The 15,979-nt window shown below is 58.7% G+C and carries 15 protein-coding genes; 13 read left to right on the top strand and 2 right to left on the bottom strand.

Features of this window, described 5'->3' with window-relative positions:
* Positions 1-69: 69 nt before the first annotated feature.
* From AWH62_RS03890 to AWH62_RS03855, 8 genes are all read left to right on the top strand, one after another.
* Positions 70-2,388: a heavy metal translocating P-type ATPase gene (locus tag AWH62_RS03890; protein ID WP_075189176.1), complete on the top strand. Its 2,319-nt coding sequence runs from the start codon at positions 70-72 to the stop codon at positions 2,386-2,388.
* 207 nt (positions 2,389-2,595) lie between these two features.
* Positions 2,596-3,198, top strand: coding sequence for a DUF2231 domain-containing protein (locus tag AWH62_RS03885; protein WP_143742905.1), 603 nt, complete (start codon positions 2,596-2,598; stop codon positions 3,196-3,198).
* Between the two features lie 32 nt (positions 3,199-3,230).
* The gene (locus tag AWH62_RS03880; RefSeq protein WP_158025552.1) at positions 3,231-3,674 is read left to right on the top strand and encodes a nuclear transport factor 2 family protein; all 444 of its coding nucleotides are present in this window, start codon (positions 3,231-3,233) and stop codon (positions 3,672-3,674) included.
* A gap of 12 nt (positions 3,675-3,686) precedes the next feature.
* Positions 3,687-3,992, top strand: a complete 306-nt coding sequence (locus tag AWH62_RS03875; protein ID WP_075189173.1) for a hypothetical protein — start codon at positions 3,687-3,689, stop codon at positions 3,990-3,992.
* Positions 3,989-4,423: a periplasmic heavy metal sensor gene (locus AWH62_RS03870; protein WP_075189172.1), complete on the top strand. Its 435-nt coding sequence runs from the start codon at positions 3,989-3,991 to the stop codon at positions 4,421-4,423. Before AWH62_RS03875 ends, AWH62_RS03870 begins: the two co-directional genes overlap by 4 nt.
* 61 nt (positions 4,424-4,484) lie before the next feature.
* Positions 4,485-4,979, top strand: coding sequence for an RNA polymerase sigma factor (locus AWH62_RS03865; RefSeq protein WP_158025551.1), 495 nt, complete (start codon positions 4,485-4,487; stop codon positions 4,977-4,979).
* Between the two features lie 57 nt (positions 4,980-5,036).
* Positions 5,037-5,759 (top strand): PepSY domain-containing protein, encoded by a 723-nt coding sequence (locus AWH62_RS03860; protein ID WP_075189171.1) that lies wholly within the window; start codon positions 5,037-5,039, stop codon positions 5,757-5,759.
* 78 nt (positions 5,760-5,837) lie between these two features.
* Positions 5,838-6,914 (top strand): acyltransferase, encoded by a 1,077-nt coding sequence (locus tag AWH62_RS03855; protein ID WP_075189170.1) that lies wholly within the window; start codon positions 5,838-5,840, stop codon positions 6,912-6,914.
* Positions 6,915-6,925: 11 nt separating this feature from the next.
* Here the strand turns inward: AWH62_RS03855 and AWH62_RS03850 are convergent, their stop codons facing one another.
* Complete coding sequence (locus AWH62_RS03850) at positions 6,926-7,252, bottom strand: copper-binding protein (RefSeq protein WP_075189169.1); 327 nt, start codon at positions 7,250-7,252, stop codon at positions 6,926-6,928.
* Positions 7,253-7,653: 401 nt separating this feature from the next.
* Here AWH62_RS03850 and AWH62_RS03845 point away from each other — a divergent pair, with 401 nt between their 5' ends.
* Complete coding sequence (locus tag AWH62_RS03845; RefSeq protein ID WP_143742904.1) at positions 7,654-8,448, top strand: hypothetical protein; 795 nt, start codon at positions 7,654-7,656, stop codon at positions 8,446-8,448.
* A gap of 323 nt (positions 8,449-8,771) precedes the next feature.
* Here the strand turns inward: AWH62_RS03845 and AWH62_RS03840 are convergent, their stop codons facing one another.
* Positions 8,772-9,026, bottom strand: a complete 255-nt coding sequence (locus AWH62_RS03840) for a hypothetical protein (RefSeq protein ID WP_075189167.1) — start codon at positions 9,024-9,026, stop codon at positions 8,772-8,774.
* A 410-nt stretch (positions 9,027-9,436) separates the two neighbouring features.
* On the opposite strand from AWH62_RS03840, the gene AWH62_RS03835 reads away from it, so the two are divergent.
* The 4 genes from AWH62_RS03835 to AWH62_RS03820 are packed head-to-tail and all read left to right on the top strand — an operon-like array spanning position 9,437 to position 15,513.
* Positions 9,437-10,192 carry a hypothetical protein gene (locus AWH62_RS03835; protein WP_075189166.1) on the top strand — a complete coding sequence of 252 codons (756 nt, stop codon included), beginning with the start codon at positions 9,437-9,439 and terminating at the stop codon, positions 10,190-10,192.
* A complete protein-coding gene (locus AWH62_RS03830) occupies positions 10,189-12,393 on the top strand; it encodes a Mu transposase C-terminal domain-containing protein (protein WP_083634983.1) in 2,205 nt (734 codons plus the stop codon). Before AWH62_RS03835 ends, AWH62_RS03830 begins: the two co-directional genes overlap by 4 nt.
* Complete coding sequence (locus AWH62_RS03825; protein WP_075189164.1) at positions 12,386-13,288, top strand: ATP-binding protein; 903 nt, start codon at positions 12,386-12,388, stop codon at positions 13,286-13,288. Before AWH62_RS03830 ends, AWH62_RS03825 begins: the two co-directional genes overlap by 8 nt.
* Positions 13,289-13,311: 23 nt before the next feature.
* Positions 13,312-15,513, top strand: coding sequence for a TniQ family protein (locus tag AWH62_RS03820; protein ID WP_158025550.1), 2,202 nt, complete (start codon positions 13,312-13,314; stop codon positions 15,511-15,513).
* Positions 15,514-15,979 lie beyond the last annotated feature (466 nt).

Raw genomic sequence — 15,979 nt, 5'->3', positions numbered from 1 at the left:
CCGGGAAATCCAAAGGAGGACTGCCCGATGAGTTGTCAGCATTGCACATCAGATAAGGCCGACGAACATATGCATCACCAGCCCGTCGCGACCGATCCGGTCTGCGGCATGGAGGTGCGGCTGGGTGCCGGCAAGCCCAGCTACGAGCATGCGGGAGACGCATACCATTTCTGCTCGCAGCGCTGTCATGATCGTTTCGCTGAGGATCCCGAGCATTTTTTAAGCGGAGCCCATCGTGACGCGTATGAAGACATGCCGGCAGGTACGACATACACCTGTCCAATGGATCCCGAGATCATTCGCGACGAGCCGGGTGATTGCCCGATCTGCGGCATGGCGCTCGAGCCGATGGGGGTGCCAACCGGTCAAGAGGGACCCAATCCTGAGTTAATCGACTTCACACGTCGCTTCTGGTTCGGTGCCGCCCTGACCCTTCCGGTCCTGGTTCTGGCGATGGGGCCGATGCTTGGTCTCGGCTTCCTGCGCGAAGCCTTGGGTGAGACCCGCGCGGCTTGGGCTGAGCTGGTTCTGGCAACACCTGTCGTCCTGTGGTCGGGTTGGCCTTTTTTCGAGCGTGGCGTGAAGTCAGTCATTAACCGTCATCTCAACATGTTCACCCTGATCGCGATGGGAACCGGTGCGGCCTATCTTTTCAGTGTGGTGGCGGTGTTGGCGCCTGGACTATTTCCGGACGCCTTCCGCCACGCGAACGGTCATGTGGGCGTCTATTTTGAAGCGGCGGCGGTGATTATCGTTCTGGTGCTGCTCGGGCAGTTGATGGAGTTGCGGGCCCGGGAACAGACCGGTTCGGCGATCCGGGCCCTTCTGGATCTGGCGCCCAAGACGGCATTGCGGGTCAATGTGGATGGGGACGACGAGGAAGTGCCTCTCGAGCATATCCGTGAGGGCGACCACTTGCGTGTCCGTCCGGGCGAAAAAATTCCGGCCGATGGTGTTGTGGTCGACGGCCGGTCCTCGGTCGATGAATCGATGATTTCCGGTGAGCCCGTCCCGGTCGAGAAGGTCAAGGGCGAGGCGGTCACCGGGGCGACGGTCAACGGCAATGGGAGTCTTGTGATTGCGGCTCGCCGGGTCGGCAAAGACACGGTGTTGAGCCAGATCGTGGAAATGGTTGCCAATGCCCAGCGCAGCCGAGCGCCCATCCAAAAGTTCGCTGACTTGGCGTCGGGTCGTTTTGTGCCGGCCGTGATCGTCGTCGCGGCGATCGCGTTCATTTCCTGGTCGGTCTGGGGGCCTGAACCGGCTTCGGCCTATGGTCTTATCGCGGCCGTTTCCGTCTTGATCATTGCCTGTCCCTGCGCCCTGGGCTTGGCCACGCCGATGTCCGTGATGACCGCAACGGGGCGAGGCGCCCAGGCCGGAGTTCTGATCAAGAATGCTGAGGCATTGGAACGATTCGCCAAGGTCGATACCCTGATTGTCGACAAGACCGGTACGCTGACCATGGGGCGCCCCGAACTCGCGGCCGTGATCGCGTTCGCGGGTTATCTGGAGGATGACGTCCTGCAAATGGCCGCAAGCCTCGAGCGCGGGTCCGAGCATCCACTCGCGGAGGCCATAGTACAAGGCGCCAAGAGTCGCGGGACGACGATGGAAGTCGCCGACCAGTTCGAGGCCATCACGGGCAAGGGCGTGACAGGCCGGGTCTCCGGAAAGGCTATTGCTCTTGGCAATGCTGCGCTCATGGATGCCGCGGGCATTTCGGTCAGCGAGACCGCAACCGCCGACGCCAATGCTCGCCGGGACGAAGGTGAGACCGTGATGTTTGTTGCGATTGAAGGCCAATTGGCCGGCATGGTCTGCGTGGTTGATCCGATCAAACCGAGCGCGGCCCAGGCGCTTGAAGATCTTCAAAAGCTGGGATTCCGGCTGGTGATGGCAACCGGCGACAATGAGCGCACGGCCAGATCGGTTGCGGCCAGGCTCGGGCTGAACGATGTGCGGGCTGATGTACTGCCGCGCGACAAGGCCCGGATCGTGGAAGAGCTCCAGGCGGACGGGTGCAGGGTCGCCATGGCCGGCGATGGCGTCAATGACGCGCCCGCTCTTGCGCAGGCCGATGTTGGCATTGCCATGGGGACTGGCGCTGATGTGGCGATTGAGAGCGCCGGCCTGACCCTTGTGAAAGGCGATCTGACCGGCATTGTCAGGGCCCGCAAGCTTGCCCTCGCGACTATGCGCAATATCCGCGAGAACCTGTTTTTTGCCCTGGTCTACAATGCTGCTGGCGTCCCGGTGGCGGCTGGCATTCTCTACCCGGTCTTCGGCATCATGTTGTCACCGATGATAGCGGCTGCGGCGATGAGCCTGTCTTCCGTCTCGGTCATCACGAACTCCCTGCGCTTGAGGTCGGTCCGCTTGGGCTGAGGGAAAACTCGTGGACGTGCGTATCTCCATCAAACCAAGGTGGAGATACGCGTGTCCGGATTTCGAATAGGCATGATGGCGGTGTGTGCCATCGTTGCAGCGGTCAGCTTTTCCGCAGGGGGGTGGAGCCATCCGCCTGCGGAACACGATCCGCCCGCTGCCGGACAAGTTGAGCCAGCGACCACGTCACGAGATGCTGAGCCAAGCGTGCGACCCGCGTCCGAACCGGCTGCGATGCAGATGGATGGGTCTGGTCATGTGCATGATGGCGAAGAAGCTCTTCATATCGATGAGCTTGATCACGCTGACGTGTTGTCCACGACGGCGGCCGGGCACGCCCATTGGGGTGAACGGGGCGCTTCGACGCCTTTCGAGCGGGCCATGTCGCGACTCGGTGCTTTCCACTCGGTTGCCGTACATTTCCCGATTGGCCTGATCCTCGCCGCTGCCCTCGCACAGGCACTCACATTGGCTGGGCGTTTGCCCGCTGGAGCGGAAACGGTCCGCTTTCTCGTTTGGACAGGCGCGGCGGCAGGAGCGCTCGCTGCCCTGCTGGGTTGGGCTCATTCGGGGCCAATGGCAGCCGGCGAGACGGGGGTGATGTTAGCGCACCGGGTCATCGGCACCGGCCTTTTGGTCGGCTTGGCCGGGCTTGCACTGCTGGGGGAATGGGCGCGCAAGACTAGCAGTCAGACGCCGGCGCTTCTCTTCTCGCTGACGCTGTTCGCACTTGCCGCAGCCCTCATGCTCAACGGCTTTCTTGGCGGGGCGCTCGCCCATGGCGGCTTGCGCCACCTGTTCGGTGGCTGACACGAATTCGAGACCCGCAAAGGAGATTGATGATGCATCGTACTTTGGCTTTGACGATGGTTTTGGCTACGAGCCTTTCGACAGCCGCCCTCGCGAACGAGGTGGACGAGATCGAACAGGTTCTGGAAAACTATTCCGGTGCCCTGTCGGACGAGGATGTCGTGGCGGCCGAACGCTGGGTGATGGCGGACGGAGAAGACTTCACCATTTTCGAGGGAAGTGGCAGTGATATCGGTTGGGCCGTATATCGCGACCACCATCTCGTGCCCGAATTTGCCGCCGAGCACGTGACATTCCATGTGTACGACTGGTCAGGGTATTCTGTCCAAGTTGATCAGGAAATGGCATTTGCGACCTTCGACATCCGGATGGAGTATGAAGTCCGGGGCGAGGCCCGTGAACGGGATGCCCACGGCACCGCTATTCTGGTCCGCACCGGAGATGGGTGGAAGCTTGCCCATCTACACACATCCTGACGGAGGGCTTTGATGTCCGATGAACACATGAATGATGTCCTGGAACGGATCGCTGCCGATCATACAAGTCTGGACCTCGAGCGCTTCCAGAAGAATGTTTGGGACGGTCTTGAAGCGCCGGCTCGTCGTGTGCCGGACATTTCGGGGCTGTCAACTGGCCTGGCGATCCGTGCCGCACCTGCCGTTCTGGCGCTACTGGTTGGTAGCGTCGTCGGGGTTGACCTGGCTCCGTCTGGCGAACCCGACTTGCTCGCTGTATTTGGCGCCCGTGCCGAATTGCCTTTGACAACCCTAATGGGCGAGGGGACTGAGCTGTGATCTGGCGCGCAGGCGTTACAGCGGCAATCTTGGGGCTTCTGGGCGGTCTGGCAGGCGTGTGGCTGGGCGCGCAGCTTGGCAATCGTCCCGATACCGTGACGGTCAGCCTTCACGCCGTGATTCACGACCAGCTCCATTTGACCCGCGATCAGGAAGCGGAAATCGAGGCCTTGGAAGCGGATTTTGCTCGCGAAAAATCTGCCTTCGACCAACGGCTGGCGGAAGCCCGGCACGCGATCGGCACGTCCTTGATGGAAAGTCGGGAAATGTCACCGGAAGTCGTCGAAGCTGCAGAGGCCCTTCATGATGTGATGGGCGAATTGCAGCTGTCCACGCTCAATCACATCCTCGCCATGCGCGCCGTGATGGACGTCGAGCAGCGCGAAATATTCGATGCGCGCCTGGCGGCGGCCCTTGATGCCGAACGCTGACGCCCCCGGTCTGACGCCCAGCGACGAACAATTGGCTGGCCGGGCGCGGGCGGGAGATCGAATGGCCTTCAATCGCCTGATGCAACGCCACGCGCCCCGGCTGGTGAATTTCCTCGAACGGCAGCTCGGCAGCCGGTCCGATGCAGACGATGTTGCGCAGAACACTTTTATCGCCATCCACCGAAACCTTCACCGCTTCGACGAGACCCGCGCCTTCGTAACCTGGATGTTTGTGATCGCCCGGAACAAGGCGAAGGACCATCATCGCCGCCGCGCGGTGCGCAACTGGATAGGCCTGGAAGAACCATCGGTGCCCGCGCCAGTCGATCCGACCACACCTGAACGGATCGTTGCTGACCGGGATGAGCTGGCGCGCGTGAATGCTGCCATCCGAGCCATGCCCGAGGGCTTGCGGACCCCGCTCCTGCTTTCGGTAATCGACGGGATGAGCCACGCTGAAATCGGATCGGTCATGGGCTTGTCTGAAAAGGCTGCGGAAGTGCGTGTCTACCGTGCGCGCAAGCGGCTGCGGGACAGTTTTCCGCCTGAGGGATAACCTGATGGGCTGCGTACGGGACGTTCGGATTGCTCGCAGACCGCCCCGGAGGCCCCCATGACCGTGCTGCTTCGCTGGACCCTTCGCATTCACAAATGGCTCGCCCTGGTGGTCGGGATTCAGATCGTACTGTGGATTGCCGGCGGCGTCGTGATGAGCGCCTTGCCGCTGGACCGGGTTCGCGGGGAACACAACATCGCGGACCTCCCGGCACCGGCGCTCGATGTGTCAGGGGTCCTGCCAGTGCAGGCCGCACTCTCTGACCTCGCGATCGGAGGGGCGCTTGAAGCTATCGATCTGCGCGTATGGCAGGGCCGTGTCGTTTACCGTGTCACCGAACTGAGCGGGGCGAGCGTACTCGTGGACGCCGAGACAGGGGAACGCCTCACACCGATTTCCCGTGAAATGGCGATTGAGATAGCCAGCGCCGATCATGCTGATCGACCGGAAATCGCTGCCGTTCGATTCTTCGATGAACCGAGTTGGGAATACCGTCGCTCCGGGTCGGCCTGGCGGATCGATTTCGCGGATGGCGAGGGCACGCGCATCTATGTGTCTCCGGAGACAGGGATGGTGACTGCGCGCAGGAATGATACCTGGCGCGTCTTCGACTTCTTCTGGATGCTCCACATCATGGACTATGAGGAGCGGGAAAACTTCAACAATCCCCTGCTGATCACAGCGTCGGTGTTTGCATTGGTTACGGTGCTCGCCGGCTTGCTTTTGCTCGTCTTGCGCTTGCAGCGCTTGGTCCGAATGGAATTGGCAAAGCGCCGATAAGCAGATCGTCGGCTTGAGGGATGCGCGCGTCCTCCGCGTATTCTGGCAAGGGCCGATGGAGGGACTGACATCGCAGGATTGATCACGATCGGGACGGCTTTCGCGGGTCGCGACAATCGGCTCACGCCGATCCGTCTGGTGTTGGCGGCTGCCGTGCTTGCTGAACATGCTATTATCGTTACGCAGGGGCCCATGCTGCCGCCCCCATTGGTCATCAATGGCTGGTCGCTCAGTTATGCGGCGGTAAACGCTTTTTTCGTCCTGAGCGGTTTTCTGATCGCCGACAGTCTCGAGCGGCGATCCAATCCATTCCAGTTCACCGCGGCGCGCATGTTGCGGATCTGGCCAGCGTTGCTGGCTCTTTCGTTTCTGGCCGTCCTGGCCATTGGTCCCGTTGTGACAGACCTGAGCGCCCCATCCTATTTCGGTTCATTGCAGACGTGGAGCTTTCCCGTCCAAGTGCTCGGCTTCCTTGATACGAGCCAGGGTCCCGCAGGCATCTTTTCGGATAATCCTTGGGCGGGCGAGTTCTCGGCGACTCTCTGGACCTTGCGCTATGAGGTGCTGGCCTATGCCGGTGCTGCGCTGATTTTCTTCTCTCCGCTGCCTTGGGGGCGGGGCGCTAAACTTTTCCTTTTTGTCGGAGTGACCGCCGCTTATTTGGTCGTCCGGTCCTTCTGGCCCGATGCGCCGGCCATGATCGAGAGCGGCCTGCGTCTGGCGTCGGCGTTCACTCTGGGCATGCTGGTTCATGTTTGGCGTGAAAAGATTCCGGTTCTTCCTTGGCCGACCCTAATTGTATTGCCGGTCTGGATTGCGTTGGGCAGTCATCCCTTGGCAGAGGTATTTCTCAACCTCACACTGGCTTCCATATTGTTTGCGGTCGCCTTTGCAGGACTGGGGCGCTGGCCGACCGGCGCCCGCCTGCCCGACTGGTCCTATGGTATTTATATCTGGCATTATCCGGTCATGCAGGTGGTGCTGTACTGGTATCCAGCGGCAGACCCGCTTCAGGTCGCCATTTATTCAATTCCCGTTACGCTTTTGATCTCCGCCGCGTCCTGGTCCTGGATCGAGAAGCCCAGCTTGGCGGGCAAGGCTGGATTGGGCCGCTGGTTGGAGCGGGTATTCAAGGGGATGCGGTCACCCCCCTGAGGCCGGCATGATCAGTGGTGTGACAATTCAGCGTCAGCGATCTGGAACCCGTCCGCAGTATTCACGACGGTAATCATCAGGTGTGCGCCTGGCTGGAAAAGATCGAAATCCACGGTCTCAGCTACGGAGAAGCGCATCGTCATGGCCGACATGCCCAGCTCGGTAAGCGCTTCGTGACTGACGACAGCAGTGCGCCCATCAGCGTCGGCTGTCCGCACCTCCGCCGCGACCGTCGAGCTGGCCTCGGTTTGCGCGTGATGGTTTCCATCGTGGCCAGGCTGATCATGGTGGTCGACTGTCGTGAAGATCAGGGCAGACGCGGCAATAAGTGTGATCATGGGGTCTCATTTCTGGGTTGATGAAGGGACTTCAGCATTACGCGCAAACTGGCGTCACCCCTCACGCAAGCAAGCCGCCAGCACGTCGGCCAGCGCCGACTTTACCCCGAGCGTAAGCCCAGCAAAACAAGATGTCACCGGCCTATGAGGAAGCGCGCCGCATCACATGGGCAATTTGGCAGCTGCGGGTTTAAGGTGCATTTTGAAATAGTCCGCATCTAGTTGGTTTGGAATTTGCGGGATGCTCGGGTTCTTCCCGTAGCGCCGGGGAAGATGCGCTGTTGGTTGAACGTGTGAAACGCAAGGTGTCCCGGGCAATGACATCCATGTCTACATGAATTGACCCGACAGTAGGGAGATCGCGTTGCCAAATCGGCGCCCGCGCTTCAGCCGGCGTCTTCTTGTCAGGCGACAACTATGGGGCGGCGGTTCGCTCAACTTTCCTGTTGTCACCGCGCCGTTGCCAATTGGAACTTATTGTTTTTCTTGCATTATTGGAATTCTGTGGTATGGTCATCACAACTCTTATTCAGAAAATATGGAGGTCGCCGTTGCGGCTCTTTTGTCTCCGCCTGCCGTCGGAAGAAACGGCTATTGCGTCGCTCAGTGAGTGGGTTGGCCACGCGGGCTCGCCCAGACGCATTCCGGAATGGGTCGGTGGAAAGCGGCAGGCCCTGGATCAGCATTTCCCGTGCTTCTTCGGGCAACCTGGCAGTATCTCCCGCCGCATGGTCCGCTGCGAGCGCTTTCCAGACGATGCCGAGAGTGTTCGCATCACTCAGTCCGAGCCGTACATGCAATCGACGGAGCGGGCAGTCCTAGCCATCGCGGCGATTGAGGGCGATTGTCGTAGTTTTAATTTTGACGGTCACCTGGATGTCACTAGTGCAGAGGGATCTATCTTATTTCTCGCTGGTGAGGTGTACCGCGCCAGGAGCTATGATGCTGATCCGGTGTTCTGGCCTTGTATCGTTCAGTCGCCGGCGGACATTGGTCGAGCGACGCCATGGTTTCCCTTGATCCTGCGCCCATTCGAGCTTTCCGAGTGGTTTCGTCCTACCTACGGTCACACTGACTTGATCCGTGATCTCCCAACTGGTTCGCTACGCGTGAAGCATACGAGCTATACCGCGGAGCGACCGAGGTCGGCTTTTGAAGTGAAGCCAGCTCGCGAGGCATGGGAATCCTTTGGATAGCCTAGCCTAAGCATAGCAGGGTTTCAGCTCTCTCGGGCACCGGCTGAAGTGGGGCGGGCTTTACGTAGTCGGCCCCACCTAAGCCGACACCTGTTCAATCTGGGTAAAATTTGGCGGGCGCGATCTACCAGCTGTGCGCGAGGCTCGTGGCGCATCGAGCTGGTGGCCGCCCTAGAAGGCTTATTGATTTGCAGGGTTGAGCGTCTATCGAAGGTTTCTGAGCCATTTCGTTGGAGTTTTTAGAACGCCAAGTGGTCTTCCCGTCAGGCGAGGTGCCTGCCCTCCAAAACGCACTAGTAGATGACTCTCTCAATAGGATTAGATCAGGCGTCGAGAGCTTTGATCAGAAAGAGTGGATGATCAGCTTGATCAGCGACCCAGTCGCCGAGTGCGATCAAATTTAACTGTCGCATCGCGATCACTTCATCGAGCTCGTTTGCTCCCGGCACATTCTTATTGAGCTCCGGCGGGCCGTTGTCCGCCCAAGTAATTGAGATAACTTGCTGAGTGTCGCCGAGACCGCTCACGCCCCGTGCGATATGGTCGTGCTCGGAATATTGCGCGAAAAAATCGGCCACTGCTGAGCGTGTCCCCTCTACTTTCAGTGTCGAAGGCGAGTTGATAATAGCAGCGTATAATACGCTCGCCGCTGTTGCTTGGCCCAGCTGCTCACTTTCGCGCGGCGGAAAGCCAAGTGACGAAGCCCAAGCGCGGACCGCGAGAGCCGCGACGGACCTTGTCCTCATTTTTCCACGCGTGCCATCGCTCGGACCTAGGTGCCCTCGGTGTCGCCAGTTCCGTTGACCGTCCATTGCCAAGCTCGTCATTTCCGCAACTCGCTTAGGTCCGTGTAATGTCTCTTCAATTTCGAACTTCATTGCAGCTCTTGTCCTTGCCCAGCCGCGAGCATTAACCATAGATCAAAAAAATTTGTCAACGTCCTAAAATTGACATTGACTATTTTAACTCGTCATTGCAAATTGTGATCATGACCGATAAAGCCACATTCGCGCCGCGGGGAAGCCGCGCTTCAAAATTTCGCCAGCTCGGACTCTATCAAGGCGCGGAGCCCACCAGGACTTGGAAGCCCGGAAAGGTTTGGGTCGCACGCGACGGGATTTTCGCCAAAACTCCCAAATGCCTGAATTCGTACGCGCCGTTTGAAAGCCACCTCGAAAGCTTAGGCCACCTCCTTCTTTCGGTAGATCCTCGCATTCAATACTATGTCTGCCAGCCGAATCCGCTCCTCTATTGGATGGAGAGCAATGATGGCGGGCGGGTTAGACATGAATACACACCTGATTTCATCGCTTTGACTAAAGATGAGCGCCTTTTTGCTATTGACACGAAGGCAAGCTACTTCGCTGAAGCGGACCAATGGGTGTCGCGAGTAGCCGCTATTCGCCAAGCATATCGTTTTGATCACGGCGTCGAATTGCTCGTCTGGACGGAGCGCGACCTTTACGCAGAGCCCAGGCTGTCAAACGCGCGGACGATGTACCGCCACCGGTATGCACCGCAGGATCCGTCGAATGAATACACGGTGCGACGTACGCTTGAAGCACACGGCGGCGTCTCAAGCATCGGCCAACTCTGCGAAGAAGCATCAATCGAAGCGCGTTGTCAGATGGCCGAGGCCTTTGGCTCGGTAATGCGCTTGGGCCTTGCCGGCGAGGTCGTACTCGCTTCAGGTGCAAAGTATGGGCGCAACACTGAAGTGCGGTTCAATGAGGCCGCTGAATGACCAGTTCTCACCTCAAATCAGTCGAGGTTCCACATGGCAATCTCTATCCCCGGCTGAGACTTGTTGTCGGCGATAGTGTTTGGATTAACGGTGAGGAGCACTTTGTCCAAAAGCGCCAACGCGACAAGTGGATACTTATTCACCTCGAGACACAAGAATTGCTGATCGAAACCGATCTGCGGTTGGTCGACCTCTATGGCTCTGGGAAACTTAAATACCGATCCCGATCATCTATGTGCCCACCTCTTTCTCCGATGGCACCGCACCTGGAGGACCCACACGCTCGAGCCGCCGCGGCGCTCAAACATGACTACGTGAAATACGTGATGCAGCATCCGACCGGATTTCGAACAAGCCAGAAGTGGCTCAAGGATCGGATCGCCGAGAAAGCCCTTGAACGCGGTGATGAAACCTCGCCCTCGCCTAACTCGGTGCTCAACTGGAAGCGCTTGCACGACGCCCATTTCCAAGAAATCGGCCTCGCCGCTTACTCACCGCGTCATGACCTGAAGGGAAAAAGGGGCTCAAGGCTCCCCGAAGCGAAAAAGGTCGCGCTCGATCGCGCTGTCGACCGGTACCTTCAAGGCGGTTCGATAAAAGATGCTCACCTCGAGGCACTGAGCTACATCTCTGACGTCAACCGCTCGGCGGAAGGCAAGAAATATTGCGAGTCCGCTCCGCTCAAACACCTCGACGAGAAAGGACTTCTGACGCCGCCGAGCCTGTCGACGCTTGAGCGCGAGATTCGCAGGAAGGTGTCGCCTTTCGTGAAACAGGCGGGACGTATCGGCACATACTATGCGCGTAAGAATTGCCAGAGCTACCAGACGCGTGGGTTGCCTGATCGCCCTTACGGCGAGGTTGAGGTCGATTTTACGCCTGTGGATCTCATTCTCGTCGACGACAACCGCGTCATTCTCGGACGTCCTTACCTTATCGCGTTTCTGGACCGCGCCACCCGCATGGTTGTCGGGTTTTCGATCTCGTTCGACGTACCGGGCTACGCTTCCGTTCTAGACGGTCTGCGCAATGCAATCTTTCAGAAGCGCATTGACCATATCGATGGCCTCAATGACGAAGACTGGCCTTGTATGGGCCGGATTGAGAATCTCTACATCGACAACGGAAGAGAGTTTGCCAACGGTCACCTCTTGGCCGCTGCTGCGGACCTGGGCTTCAATCTCATTCGCCTTCCCCCGCGTGAACCCTGGCACAAGGGCCTTGTCGAACGCTTCATGCGCGAAGTGGCGCGCTTTAGCCACCGCTTCCCCGGCACGACCCACTCTAACGCGGTTCAGCACCGCGATTACGAGGAGCCGGAGGCGCCTGTTTTGACGCTGTCAGAGTTTCGTGATCTCGCGACCAAATGGATCGTCACGGACTACAATCGGCGGCCGAACCGGGGGCTCGGCAGGGCGCCGGGGGTTCCAAGGGCACCGATCGACGCGTGGCGAGACAAGCTGGACCTTCTCGACAGCCCGAGCCTTCCCAGCGAGGAGCTCTTCATCGCGCTCGCTGGGCAGACCGCCGAGCGTACGGTCCAGAAGTACGGCGTTGAATGGGATCATATCAGGTACTGGTCGCCTGACCTGGATCGCATTCTCGCCCATCCCGATCACAGAGGTCAGTCGTCCAAGGCTTGTTCAGCCAAGTACCACGTCCGCCGCGATCCCTACGATGTCTCTAAGGTGTACCTCTACAACCATCACGCCAAAGAGGTCATCGAGCTTCCGGTCGTCGACAAGTGGCGGAAGTACACCAAGGGGCTCTCTGTTTTCCAGCACCGGCTTTGCCGCGAGCACGAGCTGATGCGGGAGGAACACCGCAGCGACCCGGAAGCGCTCTGGAAGGCTAGGGCGGCCCTGATAAATGCAGGGATGGGTGCCCTCCGGTCGGGCCGCCGCAAGCAACTCGAACGCAAGCTCACCCGCTATCTCTACGGCAACCGTGCCCATCCGGGCGTAAGCGAGCTCGTATTCGAGGATCAGTGTGGAGGCGAAGCAGATCTCATACCCCTGACCGCAGTCCACGAAGAGCCTGTGCTTGTGACCTCGGATCCGACCACCGGTTTGAAATCGCCTTCTACGGGCGAAACCCAAATTTCCAAGATCGAAATCAACTCGGCTGCCGGGAGCGACGACATGGACGAGATCCTCATGCTCGCCGCGCAAGTCAATTCAGGGAGTAGAAGTGATGCGTGACTTCAAGGAACAGCTGCCGGCGGATCGTCAGAGGCAGATGACAAACATCTTCGTTGACCATGCCAACCATCAGCAAGCAACGAAGGCCATTAGGCGATTCTTCAAACCCGTCGAAGGTGGAGTGCCGGGTCGGGGCAATATCTGTGCGCTGATCGGCGAAAGCCGGACCGGTAAGACTTACGGCGCATCTGAAGTTCTGGCGGAATACAAGCCGGAGATCGGAGCAAATGGGATTAAGCGCAGCGTTTTGCTGGTCGATTCTCCCATCGAGGGCGGAGCTCGCGCAGTGCTGGATAGCATCGCCAGCGGACTTGGCATGCAGGTCTCGCTGCGGATGACTAACTCCAACTTAATCCTGGCGATCCTGCGGGAACTCCAACGGTCGGAAGTTCAGTTTGTCATCTTTGATGAGGCTCAGGAGCTCTTCCCTGAGAAGAACAGGAAGGTGCTTAGTTTTTCGCGCAAACTGCTGCGCAAGATGCTCAACCTCAATCAGTTCAACATCCTTTGCATCGGACTGCCGGAGACTTATTCGATCATCGCAGAGGATTCTCAGCTCATCGGGCGCGGCGGTCTGCCTTACAAGCGGCTGCGTCCCTACGACTGGACGGACCCCGTAGATTGCCAGCATTTTCGGGTCCTTTGTCACAAGTTCGACGAGGAAATGCCGTTCGAGCTCTCTGATTTTGCCTCAATGGATTTTTCGAGCCGACTCTTCAAAGCGACAAAAGGATGTATCGGCATCCTCAAGGTCTACATGATCGCCGCGGGCGAAATCGCGCTCGCAGCCGGTTCGGATAGGCTGGAACTCTGCCATTTCGCGGAGGCATACGACGATCGCAAGCGCCCCAATGAGGTTTTCAATCCATTCCGCAACGACCCGTCGCTCTCATGACCGCGGCAATGGAAGGAAATAAGATGGTCAGTGCCCATCAAGACGTAGTGGATATCGCTAGGCTTCCCATGTCGAACTGGCCGGGTGAGGTCTATCCGCACGAGCCCGTTTACGGATTTTTGCAGCGGGCAGCGACCGCCAACTACGCGTTCAGTACCGAGGCCTTTCTGCTATCGCTAGGTCTGAACGGACTAGACTGGGATTTCGACGAGCAGTTGGAGGTTGTGAACCAACTCCCCATCTACGGTAGCGACGAACTCGCCTGGAACACGCCCAGGCGCACGACTCAAGGCTATGAAATCTGCGGTCATCTGCTCCCCAGTCGGACGTTCTCGAAGGGTCGACGCAGGGTCTGCCCGCTCTGCCTGGAGGAAGAGCGCTATATCCGGATTTGGTTCGACATCGTGCCGGTGGCCGCATGCCCCATCCATGACGTGAGGCTGATCGAGGGACTCGACGGCGACCCGATTGATTGGCGGTACCCGGAGGCCGGCTGGACCCAGCGGGGTGTAATGATTGGCCAAGACCACGCCATACCCTACCCCGCCACCGCGTTGGATCGTCACGTCGTCAACAAGGTAACGGGGGTGGAGACGGCAGAGCCTTCTCACTTTGCTGGACAGTCCTTGCATTCCGTTCTCCAGGCTGCGGTCGTCCTGACCAAGCTCCACCGAGGGATAGAATCGCCTTCGCACACACCATGTGAGCTCCGAAATTTGGCGCAGTTCAGTTTTCCGTCACTGCTTGCGGGCCGAGACGCAATCGTGAAATTTCTCGCGGAGGCAAAGTGGCTGCAGCCGGATTCCGATCAGACTCGCTATCACTCGCGCTGCCACTACGCCCCGCAGCTCACTCGCACCATTCCAACGGAAGGCTTGCGTACGCTGGTCAGCGATTGCTTTGGCGAAGTTCGGGTTCGTAGTGGTCTTGCTACTCCCTCCGGCAGGCTGTCTCAACATGACGGCGCGGACGGGGCCTGGACCTTGGAATCAGTCGCTACTGACTTGAAGCTCGAAAGCAAATATCTGCGCAAGATATTGGAGGCGGCGGCGGTTCCGACTCAGCGATGCGCTCACACACGGGCTTATCGCCTCAGTAGTGACAACATCGATGCTGTCAGGCGCTATATTGCTACCGCTTTATCTTTGGAGCACGTCGCGGCGCAGCTGGGCTGCACAATTGATGAGGTCGACGAGCTGGTCAGCAGGGGGACCCTCAAAATGGACTTCCGGTGTGATGGGCAGCGCTATTTCCAGGAAGACGCGATCAAAGCCTTTATCGCCCGGGCGCACCAGGGGCGGCGCGAGGGCTTCGACCCCAAGGGAATGCCTCTCGTGTCGTTTGCCGCTAAAGTCGGCATCTCGCTCCCCGCAGCCTATTCACAGCTCATTCGGAATAAAACCATTGGCCTGATCGATTATGATCAAGATGCGCCGTTCTTCCATGGTGCGAGGGTCGCCTATTTCCAAAAGACACGCCTTCGGCCCGGTGCCCAGATCAAGAACGCAATCACGTTCGCGAAAGCAAAGGCACGTCTCGGAACGGAAACTGACGGTTTGGCCCAGCTGGTTGAGCTTTCTTACCTGAAGATTGTCGAGGATGAATCTGGCCGATCACGGATTTGCGAAGCGTCTCTCGATGCATTCGAGGGCGCCTACGCCAGGGCGGCTGATTATGCACCGTTGTTGAGATGCTCTGCGCGGAGCGCGCTCAAGTTGCTCAGAAAAAAGGGCGTGGAGCCGATCAACGAGTATGGGAAACGTGTAGTTTGCTTCGTCTCTCGGGAACAGGTTCACAGTCTTGTGGGCATTAGGCTAGAGAGTCGCACCGGCTTCCAAGCCCTCGAGGTACTGCGCGATGAACTTACCGAGAAGTTCGCATCGGCATCGGTGCCTGGAACAGCTCGCGTGATTACTGATCCTGCGATTGTAGTGGAGGCGACATCGCGGAATTGGTCATTCAAAGTTACCCGCAAGCCGACACTTGATCGCTATGATCTTGTGGCATTGTTTAGGTCTGTCAATGAGGGCGGCCGTTTGCGGAAGATCCTCGATGCTGCTGTTGAGCCTGAGAAGATCTGGCCTGGAGCCGAAGCGCGGCGGGAACCTGGTGGCGGCTTCGTACTCGTTGATGGTGTTGGATTCGGTGCTTCGCCGGAGTCTGAAACCGCTCATCTCGTCGACCGAATTGTGGGTCGTGCGCACGAACTTCACCGCTACCTCTAATTGATACAGCCAAATCGTCTAAGCGCCGCCCCCCATAGGGGCGGCGCTTTTTTGCCTGACGAAAGGAAGATCCAACTTGTTCTGCTGAATGAGACATTTTGTCCAAACTGTTTTGACGTTTGGTCTAGCCAAATTGGACGCACGCCTCGGCTAAGATATTGAATGTACATGCGCAACGTCCAACGACTTGTGACGCCCAACATTTCTTTTTTTGTTCCCGCTCCGCTCGACCCGAGCCTGATACCAATTTCGGTGCCGGGGTCGATGCTCACATGGAACGCGCTCAGGGCTGTGGGGTTTGAACCTGATCCCTCAAGGTGCGCCATTTTTCTTATCTCGCGACAGTCCGCTGCGCGGACGTCTCCGAAGGGGCGGCCTGACCGGCCGACGCGCGGTCGCGCTTGCGAACCCGTTGGGTTCGAATTGGCGCTTCTGAGATGCGCCATTCTTTCCCTGGTTCCCGCTC

The organism is Maricaulis sp. W15, assembly GCF_001924955.1.
Classification (GTDB): Bacteria; Pseudomonadota; Alphaproteobacteria; order Caulobacterales; family Maricaulaceae; genus Maricaulis; species Maricaulis maris.
This window is presented reverse-complemented; position numbering and strand designations above follow the sequence as displayed.

Excerpts from the sequence above, each read along its gene's own strand:
- AWH62_RS03890 (WP_075189176.1), top strand. The coding sequence starts at position 70 with ATGCATCACCAGCCCGTCGCGACCGATCCGGTCTGCGGCATGGAGGTG.
- AWH62_RS03880 (WP_158025552.1), top strand. The coding sequence starts at position 3,231 with ATGCATCGTACTTTGGCTTTGACGATGGTTTTGGCTACGAGCCTTTCG.
- AWH62_RS03875 (WP_075189173.1), top strand. The coding sequence starts at position 3,687 with ATGTCCGATGAACACATGAATGATGTCCTGGAACGGATCGCTGCCGAT.
- AWH62_RS03865 (WP_158025551.1), top strand. The coding sequence starts at position 4,485 with ATGGCCTTCAATCGCCTGATGCAACGCCACGCGCCCCGGCTGGTGAAT.
- AWH62_RS03860 (WP_075189171.1), top strand. The coding sequence starts at position 5,037 with ATGACCGTGCTGCTTCGCTGGACCCTTCGCATTCACAAATGGCTCGCC.
- AWH62_RS03850 (WP_075189169.1), bottom strand. The coding sequence starts at position 7,252 with ATGATCACACTTATTGCCGCGTCTGCCCTGATCTTCACGACAGTCGAC.
- AWH62_RS03835 (WP_075189166.1), top strand. The coding sequence starts at position 9,437 with ATGACCGATAAAGCCACATTCGCGCCGCGGGGAAGCCGCGCTTCAAAA.
- AWH62_RS03830 (WP_083634983.1), top strand. The coding sequence starts at position 10,189 with ATGACCAGTTCTCACCTCAAATCAGTCGAGGTTCCACATGGCAATCTC.
- AWH62_RS03825 (WP_075189164.1), top strand. The coding sequence starts at position 12,386 with ATGCGTGACTTCAAGGAACAGCTGCCGGCGGATCGTCAGAGGCAGATG.
- AWH62_RS03820 (WP_158025550.1), top strand. The coding sequence starts at position 13,312 with ATGGTCAGTGCCCATCAAGACGTAGTGGATATCGCTAGGCTTCCCATG.